Source organism: Streptomyces sp. NPDC002790 (genome assembly GCF_040295505.1).
Classification (GTDB): domain Bacteria; phylum Actinomycetota; class Actinomycetes; order Streptomycetales; family Streptomycetaceae; genus Streptomyces.
Genome location: NZ_JBEOVM010000008.1, coordinates 124,614 through 132,699, shown reverse-complemented (window position 1 = coordinate 132,699; position 8,086 = coordinate 124,614). Strand labels below are relative to the sequence as shown.

Below are 8,086 nucleotides of genomic sequence, written 5' to 3'. Positions count from 1 at the left end.
CGGACGTTGTCCACGGAGTCGACCTTCTCCAGGAGCTCCCAGCCCTCGGCGTAGGCCTGCATCATGGCGTACTCGATGCCGTTGTGGACCATCTTCGCGAAGTGGCCCGCGCCGACCCTGCCCGCGTGCACGGAGCCGAAGTCGCCCTCGGGCTTCAGGGCGTCGAAGACCGGCTGAACCTTCGCCACGTTGTCGGGGGCGCCGCCATACATCAGCGCGTAGCCGTTCTCCAGGCCCCAGACGCCGCCTGAGACACCGCAGTCGACGAAGCCGATGCCCTTGGCCGCGAGCTCCTCGGCATGCTTCTCGTCGTCCGTCCAGCGCGAATTGCCGCCGTCGACGACGACATCGCCGGGCTCGAGCAGCCGGCCGAGCTCGTCGACCGTGGACTGGGTCGCGGCACCGGCCGGGACCATCACCCACACCACGCGCGGGCCCTTGAGCTTGCCCACAAGCTCCTCGAGGCTGTGGACGTCCGCGAGGTCCGGGTTGCGGTCGTAGCCGAAGACGGTGTGGCCCGCGCGGCGGATGCGCTCGCGCATGTTGCCGCCCATCTTGCCGAGGCCGACGAGACCGAGCTCCATCAGTGGTTCCTTACGTTGCGACGAGGCGTGAGGTGGTGCGGGGGCGGTACGAGAGCACCCGCGCGTGGCGTCTCGTACCTGCCGACCGAGCCTAAACCCGGACGCTCCCGCACACCTGTGGGCATAGCCGCTCAAGCGAACCCGAGCGGCCTGCCCCTCAAGCTCCTCAGCCCGAGAGCCGCACCGGCATGATCAGGTACTTGTACGCGTCGTCCGCCTCGGCGTCCACAGCCGGCCTGCCGGAGAGCAGCGCGGGCTTGGTGGACGTCGTGAACGACAGCTGGGCGACCGGGGAGTCGATCGCGCTCAGGCCGTCGAGCAGGAACGTCGGGTTGAAGGCGATCGAGATGTCATCGCCGTCCAGGTTGGCGTCCACCCTCTCCACAGCCTGTGCGTCGTCGCTGGAGCCGGCCTCCAGGATGAGCACACCCTGCTCGAAGCTGAGCCGCACCGGAGTGTTGCGCTCGGCGACGAGGGCCACACGCTTGACGGCCTCCACGAAGGGGGCGGTCTCGATGACGGCCACGGAGTTGAACTCCGTCGGGAACAGCGTGCGGTACTTCGGCAGGTCGCCCTCGAGGAGGCGGGTGGTGGTGCGGCGGCCCGCGCCCTCGAAGCCGATGAGGCCCTCGCCCGCGCCGGAACCGGCAAGCGCCAGCGTGACCGTGTCACCGCTCGTGAGCGCCTTGGCGGTGTCCAGGAGCGTCTTGGCGGGCACCAGGGCGACCGCGGAGGCCTCCGGGTCCTCCGGCTTCCACAGGAACTCGCGGACGGCGAAGCGGTAGCGGTCGGTGGACGCCAGCGTCACCGTGTCGCCCTCGATCTCGATGCGCACACCGGTGAGGACGGGCAGCGTGTCGTCACGGCCAGCCGCGATGGCCACCTGGGAAGCGGCAGCGGCGAAGACCTCACCCGGGACGGTGCCCGTGGCGGTCGGCATCTGCGGCAGCGCCGGGTACTCCTCCACAGGAAGCGTGTGGAGTGTGAATCGCGAGGAGCCGCAGACCACGGTCGCTCGTACACCGTCTGTGGAGATCTCCACCGGACGGTTGGGCAGAGCGCGGCAGATGTCGGCGAGCAGGCGACCGGAGACGAGCACCGTGCCCTCCTCGTCGATCTCCGCGTCCACCGAGACGCGTGCCGAGACCTCGTAGTCGAAGCTCGACAGGCTGAGTGCGCCCTCCTCGGCCTTCAGCAGAAGGCCGGCGAGGACGGGCGCAGGCGGTCGTGCCGGAAGGCTGCGCGCCGCCCAGGCCACCGCCTCCGCGAGTACGTCGCGTTCCACCCGGATCTTCACTTAAGCCGCCTCCTGCAGTTGCTGGCTGCTCTCGCCCTGCTTGGTCTTCGGTCTGCCGTCTGCATCGGCAGACGTGGTGTCGCTCGGCCCACTGCTGGGGAGAACACCGGGGACCAGTCTGACGCACGGCACTGACAGTCGTTGCCTGCCTCGGTCAAGTCGTGCCGAGCGGCGGTCGAGGCGGCGAGAGCGAGTTGTGCACAGCCCCCGCTTCGAAACGGATTCCCAGCTCTTACTAGTTGGACGTAGTAGTAGGGGCTGTGGAAAGCGTGGATAACCTCGAAAGCGCAGGTCAGAGGCGGTTTTTTGTCCACCGTGCCTGTGGGCCGAGACGGTGGACAACCGGCCATATCTGTGGACGGCGAAAAGTTCTGCACACTCGATGCACAGGCTGGGGTGACTTCTCCCCAGCGCCGTCCCCAGCTTTACCCGGGTTCTCCCCAGCCCAACCGACCACCTTGGTGTGACGCCTTTCACTCGCGGAGGTGAGATGGCGCGTCGCGTTGCCGAACAGTGGACAGCCGTGTGGAGAAGCTATTGATCACTGTGCACAACAGACGCGAGCCTGTGGGTTGCCGGTGGACAACATGATGCACAGCCTGTGGAGAAAAAATCTGTCCACAGGCTGTGGAGATAGTTTTTCCACGAATCCACAGCCTTCTGACCTGGCCTGATGCCCAGTCACCGGGTCGCGCTGTGGATACGATCTGGACAACTTCCCAGTCCCCAGGGTGTGGATCGAAAAAACCCGCCAGATCTGTGGAGAACACCCGTAACGCGGCTGGGAATCGAACACCGGCCGGGCGTGCTGTGCCCTTGGACCGGTGCCCGACACGACGGCGGCCCCCGCCGAGAGCACGAAAAGGGCGCTCCGGGAGTCGTTCCCGAAGCGCCCTGTGGGTCGTAACCGGTCTGCTGTCAGCCGTTCTTGATGCGGTTGGTGAGCTCGGTGACCTGGTTGTAGATGGAGCGCCGCTCGGCCATCAGCGCACGGATCTTGCGGTCCGCGTGCATCACCGTCGTGTGGTCGCGGCCGCCGAACTGAGCACCGATCTTCGGCAGCGAGAGGTCGGTCAGCTCGCGGCACAGGTACATGGCGATCTGCCGGGCCGTCACCAGGACGCGACTGCGCGAGGATCCGCAGAGATCCTCCACGGTGAGCCCGAAGTAGTCCGCGGTCGCCGCCATGATGGCCGGGGCCGTGATCTCGGGAGCCGCGTCCTCGCCACCGGGGATCAAGTCCTTGAGGACGATCTCTGCCAGCCCCAGGTCCACAGGCTGCCGATTGAGCGACGCGAACGCCGTGACGCGGATCAGCGCCCCTTCCAGCTCGCGGATGTTGCGCGAGATGCGGGACGCGATGAACTCGAGCACCTCCGGAGGCGCGTTGAGCTGCTCCTGCACCGCTTTCTTACGAAGGATGGCGATACGGGTCTCCAGCTCCGGCGGCTGGACGTCCGTGATCAGGCCCCACTCGAACCGGTTGCGCAGCCGGTCCTCCAGGGTCACCAGCTGCTTGGGCGGCCGGTCACTGGACAGCACGATCTGCTTGTTCGCGTTGTGGAGCGTGTTGAAGGTGTGGAAGAACTCCTCCTGCGTCGACTCCTTGTCCGCGAGGAACTGGATGTCGTCGACCAGAAGGATGTCCATCTCGCGGTACCGCTTGCGGAAGGAGTCGCCCTTGCCGTCACGGATCGAGTTGATGAACTCGTTGGTGAACTCCTCGGAGCTCACGTACCGCACACGCGTGCCCGGATAGAGGCTGCGCGCGTAGTGCCCGATGGCGTGCAGCAGGTGCGTCTTGCCGAGGCCCGACTCCCCATAGATGAACAGGGGGTTGTACGCCTTGGCCGGCGCTTCGGCTACCGCGACCGCGGCCGCGTGCGCGAAGCGGTTCGACGCGCCGATGACGAACGTGTCGAAGAGGTACTTGGGGTTCAGACGCGCCGTCGGCTCACCGGGGCCGGTCGCCGGCGCGGGCTGGGCCGCCAGGGGGCCGGGCGCGCCACTGGGCACGCCACGATTGCCGGGGCCGTGCCCGCCGTCCTGGTTCGGACGGCCGCCCATGGTGGGTTTGCCGGGCTCACGCCGCTGCGGCCGTTCGCGAGAAGGGTCGTAGGAACCGCGCTCCTCATAGGACGACCGCTCTTCATAAGAAGAGCGGTCCTCGTAGGAGCGGTCTTCGTAAGGTCGCTCTTCGTAAGAGGAGCGGTCCTCGTAGGAGGGGCGACCGTTCCCTTTCTGCTCGTACGGGGAGCGGTCCTGCTGCTGCTCGTAGCGACCGCGCTCCTGCTCGTACGGCTGCTGTTGCTCGTACGGGGAGCGGTCCTGCTGCCGGTAGTCGTGCTGCGGCTGCTGTGTGGGCGTCGCGTACGGGTCCCGCTCCGGGAAGCCGAGCCGGGGCTGCTGCCAGTTGTACTCGTCCTGCTGCGGGCGCGGCCAGGCGCCCGGTTCGGGGCGTTGGTAGTCCGGGTAGGCGGGGCGGGCGGTCGGGAGCTGGTCGGGCCGGGGCGCCGGGGGCTGTTCGGTCCGTTGGCCCTGGCCGTGCTCGTCGGCGCCGCGGCGCTCATAGCCGTCGTACGTCTCCCGCTTCTCGTACGTCTCGCGGTTGTCGAACGCGTCACGCGGCTGGCCGGGAGAGGGCTGTTGCTGTGGCTCGGGGGCCTCGTAGCGATGCTGTGGGGCCGGCGGGGGTGTGGGGGCGGGCGGCTCGCCCACGGAGTCGTCGACGGTGATCGCGATCCGGATGGGGCGGCCGCACTCGCGGGTGAGGGTCTCGCTGACGACCGGGGCCAGCCGGCCTTCGAGTACGCCCTTGGCGAATTCGTTCGGAACGGCGAGCAGCGCGGTGTCGGCGACGAGTGCCAGCGGCTGACAGCGCCGGATCCAGTGCTCGTCCTTCGTCTCGACGCCCTGCCCGCGGCCTTCCCCGAGGAGTTGCTCCAGAACTCGTGGCCACACTGCGGCAAGATCGGCAGGTACGTCAGCCACAGGGCACGCTCTCTCGCTGGTCCCACGAACGTGTGATTCCTGGGACGGATCGGGAAGAAAATCGGGTGGGGCGGTGAGAAGGGAACGAATCGGAGTTCAGCCACGGTAGTCAGCGCGACCGCTGCGGTTCAAGTTGTTGTCCCCAGCCTGTGGACAGTGTCCCTCGCATGACGCCGGTTTGACCGGATGGCGCAGCCGCGCGTACCGTGACCAGGTCGAGTTGTCGATGGCTGCTGCCGCCTGCCTCCGATGGGCAAGGTCACGATCCACAGTTCTTGCGGACCGTGTAGCGGTGCACTCGGGCGTATTCGCGAGCTACTCGTGGGCGCACGGTGACAGCCAGGCGATGTCCCGCCACCACACGTTTTTCAGGAGCCCCCGAGTGAGCAAGCGCACCTTCCAGCCGAACAACCGTCGTCGCGCCAAGACCCACGGCTTCCGCCTTCGCATGCGGACCCGCGCCGGTCGTGCGATTCTCGCCAACCGTCGTGGCAAGGGTCGCGCCAGCCTGTCCGCCTGATTTCGTAATCAGGTTATGACGTGCTGCCTACCGAGTATCGGCTGAGGCGGCGCGAAGATTTCGCGACCGCGGTACGCCGGGGACGTCGGGCCGGACGCCCGCTTCTCGTCGTTCACCTACGTAGCGGTTCAACGGACCCGCACGCGCCCAGGGAGACTCTCTCCCCGCCGCGTGCGGGTTTCGTCGTGAGCAAGGCCGTAGGTGGTGCCGTTGTACGGAACGCGGTGAAGCGCAGACTTCGGCACCTCATGCGCGACCGGGTGGCTTTGTTGCCCCCAGGTAGCCTGGTAGTCGTACGCGCGTTGCCCGGAGCGGGCGACGCTACCCACGCACAGCTGGCCCGAGACCTGGATGCCGCGCTGCAGCGGCTGCTGGGAGGGGGCGCGCGATGAAGTACCCACTGCTCGCCTTGATCAAGATCTATCAGTGGACCATCAGTCCATTGCTGGGTCCGGTGTGCAAGTACTACCCGTCGTGCTCCCACTATGGCTTCACCGCCATCGACCGGCACGGGGCGGTCAAGGGAACAGCACTTACCGCCTGGCGGATCCTTCGGTGCAATCCGTGGTCGCTGGGCGGCGTCGACTATGTTCCGCCACGCAAGCGTCCGCGCTGGCACGAGATGCTGCGCGAGGCATGGCGCGGGGACAAAAGAACGGCCCCCGCCGTTGAGGGCGACAGCCCCTCTGCACAGGACAATAAGTCCGGAGCGACTTCGCCCAACGCCCAAGGAGCCTGATCAGGGACATGATTTCCGATATCGTCAACGCTGTATCAGGCGTTTTCGCGTTCCTCACGACCCCGGTGTCGTGGGTCATCGTCCAGTTCCACACGGTCTACGGGGCGATCTTCGGCCCTGATACCGGTTGGGCCTGGGGCCTGTCGATCGTGTCCCTGGTGGTCCTGATCCGGATCTGCCTGATCCCGCTCTTCGTGAAGCAGATCAAGTCGACCCGGAACATGCAGCTGCTCCAGCCTCAGATGAAGGCGATCCAGGAGCGCTACAAGAACGACAAGCAGCGTCAGTCCGAAGAGATGATGAAGCTGTACAAGGAGACGGGTACCAACCCGCTCTCCTCGTGCCTTCCGATCCTCGTACAGTCGCCGTTCTTCTTCGCCCTGTACCACGTGCTCGCGGCCATCGCCGAGGGCGAGACGAAGGGCGTCATCAACCAGAGCCTCCTGGACAGCGCTCAGAAGGCGCACATCTTCGGTGCCCCGCTCGCAGCGAAGTTCACGGACAGTGCCAGTGAGATCAGCGCCATGGGTGCCTCGCTGACGGATGTCCGCGTGGTCACCGCGATCATGATCATCGTGATGTCGGCGTCGCAGTTCTACACGCAGCGCCAGCTGATGACGAAGAACGTCGACCTGACGGTGAAGACGCCGTTCATGCAGCAGCAGAAGATGCTGATGTACGTCTTCCCGCTGATCTTCCTCTTCATGGGTATCAACTTCCCCGTCGGTGTTCTCGTCTACTGGCTGACCACCAACGTGTGGACCATGGGCCAGCAGATGTACGTGATCAGCCGGAACCCCACTCCGGGCTCCAAGGCTCAGGCCAAGATGCTCGAGGGTCTGCAGAAGCACGTCGTCGAGCACAGTGCTACGAAGAGCAAGCGCGAGCGGAACATCGTCAAGGGGATCGTCGCCAAGGGCCGCGATCGCAACGAGTACGAGCGCAAGTTCATCAACGGGCTGAGCAAGGCCGGTCTCGCGGCTCAGGCCGACGGCACTGTGGCCAAGGGCACCGCGGCCGCGGAGGAGCTGGACGAGGACGGCATGCCGAAGGGCGCCGCGAAGCGCCAGCAGCCCAAGCGCCAGTCCAAGTCGCAGCGCCAGTCCGGCTCGACAGCCAAGGACGACTCCCCCTCCTCTGAGAAGACCTCGCTGGAGAAGGAGGACGAGCCGCAGGACGCGAAGCCGCAGTCCAAGCAGTCCGGTGGCGCCAAGCCCGCGGGCGGCTCGCAGCAGCGCAGCAAGGCCAAGTCCGGGCAGCGCAAGGGCGGCCCACAGCGGCCGAAGTCCCCGTCCAAGAAGTAGTCCCTCGACCTACGCGTCGTAAGACGTTGGCGCAAGCCTTGACGCAAGAAGGAGCCCATCCCGTGACGGAAGGCACCACCGCCGCTGCTGAGGGTGGCGACACCCTGACCCGCCTCGAGCAGGAGGGTGAGATCGCCGCGGATTACCTCGAGGGTCTGCTGGACATCGCCGACCTCGACGGCGACATCGACATGGACGTCGAGGCCGACCGGGCCGCCGTGTCCATCGTCAGTGATGTGAGCAGCCGTGATCTGCAGAAGCTGGTCGGTCGCGAAGGAGAGGTCCTCGAGGCCCTCCAGGAGCTGACCCGCCTCGCGGTTCACCGGGAGACCGGGGACCGCAGCCGCCTGATGCTGGACATCGGCGGCTACCGCGCGAAGAAGCGCGCCGAGCTCACCGAGCAGGGCGCCAAGGCCGCGGCCGAGGTGAAGAACACCGGTGAGCCGGTCAAGATGAATCCGATGACGCCCTTCGAGCGCAAGGTCGTGCACGACGCCATCAAGGCGGCCGGCCTGCGCAGTGAGTCCGAGGGCGAGGAGCCGCAGCGCTTCGTCGTCGTGCTTCCTGCCTGAGCGGCAGCACGTCGCCTTCCGGCCCCGTCTGTTTCGCAGGCGGGGCCGATCTTTGTCAGCCTTTTAGTCAGCCACTTAC

At 66.6% G+C, this 8,086-nt stretch carries 8 protein-coding genes; 5 read left to right on the top strand and 3 right to left on the bottom strand.

The window, feature by feature from the left end; translation table 11 throughout:
- The 3 genes from ABT004_RS07410 to dnaA all read right to left on the bottom strand — a co-directional run.
- A partial coding sequence (locus ABT004_RS07410; protein ID WP_351332270.1) for an NAD(P)-binding domain-containing protein occupies positions 1 to 584 on the bottom strand: 584 nt, incomplete at its 3' end.
- 166 nt (positions 585 to 750) lie between these two features.
- Entirely contained in the window at positions 751 to 1,881 is a 1,131-nt protein-coding gene (gene dnaN, locus ABT004_RS07405) for a DNA polymerase III subunit beta (protein ID WP_351332267.1), read from the bottom strand.
- Positions 1,882 to 2,799: 918 nt separating this feature from the next.
- On the bottom strand, positions 2,800 to 4,872 hold the full coding sequence (gene dnaA / locus ABT004_RS07400; protein ID WP_351332265.1) for a chromosomal replication initiator protein DnaA: 2,073 nt from the start codon (positions 4,870 to 4,872) through the stop codon (positions 2,800 to 2,802).
- Between the two features lie 382 nt (positions 4,873 to 5,254).
- On the opposite strand from dnaA, the gene rpmH reads away from it, so the two are divergent.
- From rpmH to ABT004_RS07375, 5 genes are all read left to right on the top strand, one after another.
- Positions 5,255 to 5,392, top strand: a complete 138-nt coding sequence (gene rpmH, locus ABT004_RS07395; RefSeq protein ID WP_006381191.1) for a 50S ribosomal protein L34 — start codon at positions 5,255 to 5,257, stop codon at positions 5,390 to 5,392.
- 20 nt (positions 5,393 to 5,412) lie between these two features.
- Positions 5,413 to 5,784, top strand: coding sequence for a ribonuclease P protein component (gene rnpA, locus ABT004_RS07390; RefSeq protein WP_351332263.1), 372 nt, complete (start codon positions 5,413 to 5,415; stop codon positions 5,782 to 5,784).
- A complete protein-coding gene (gene yidD / locus ABT004_RS07385; RefSeq protein WP_351332261.1) occupies positions 5,781 to 6,131 on the top strand; it encodes a membrane protein insertion efficiency factor YidD in 351 nt (116 codons plus the stop codon). The genes rnpA and yidD overlap by 4 nt, the downstream gene beginning before the upstream one ends.
- 8 nt (positions 6,132 to 6,139) lie before the next feature.
- Positions 6,140 to 7,435 (top strand): membrane protein insertase YidC, encoded by a 1,296-nt coding sequence (gene yidC, locus ABT004_RS07380; RefSeq protein WP_351332258.1) that lies wholly within the window; start codon positions 6,140 to 6,142, stop codon positions 7,433 to 7,435.
- Between the two features lie 62 nt (positions 7,436 to 7,497).
- Complete coding sequence (locus tag ABT004_RS07375; protein WP_351332257.1) at positions 7,498 to 8,007, top strand: Jag family protein; 510 nt, start codon at positions 7,498 to 7,500, stop codon at positions 8,005 to 8,007.
- The last annotated feature ends 79 nt before the right edge of the window (positions 8,008 to 8,086 follow it).

What these genes read in the sequence shown, in the direction of transcription:
- yidD (WP_351332261.1), top strand. Translation starts at nt 5,781, where the DNA reads ATGAAGTACCCACTGCTCGCCTTGATCAAGATCTATCAGTGGACCATC.
- yidC (WP_351332258.1), top strand. Translation starts at nt 6,140, where the DNA reads ATGATTTCCGATATCGTCAACGCTGTATCAGGCGTTTTCGCGTTCCTC.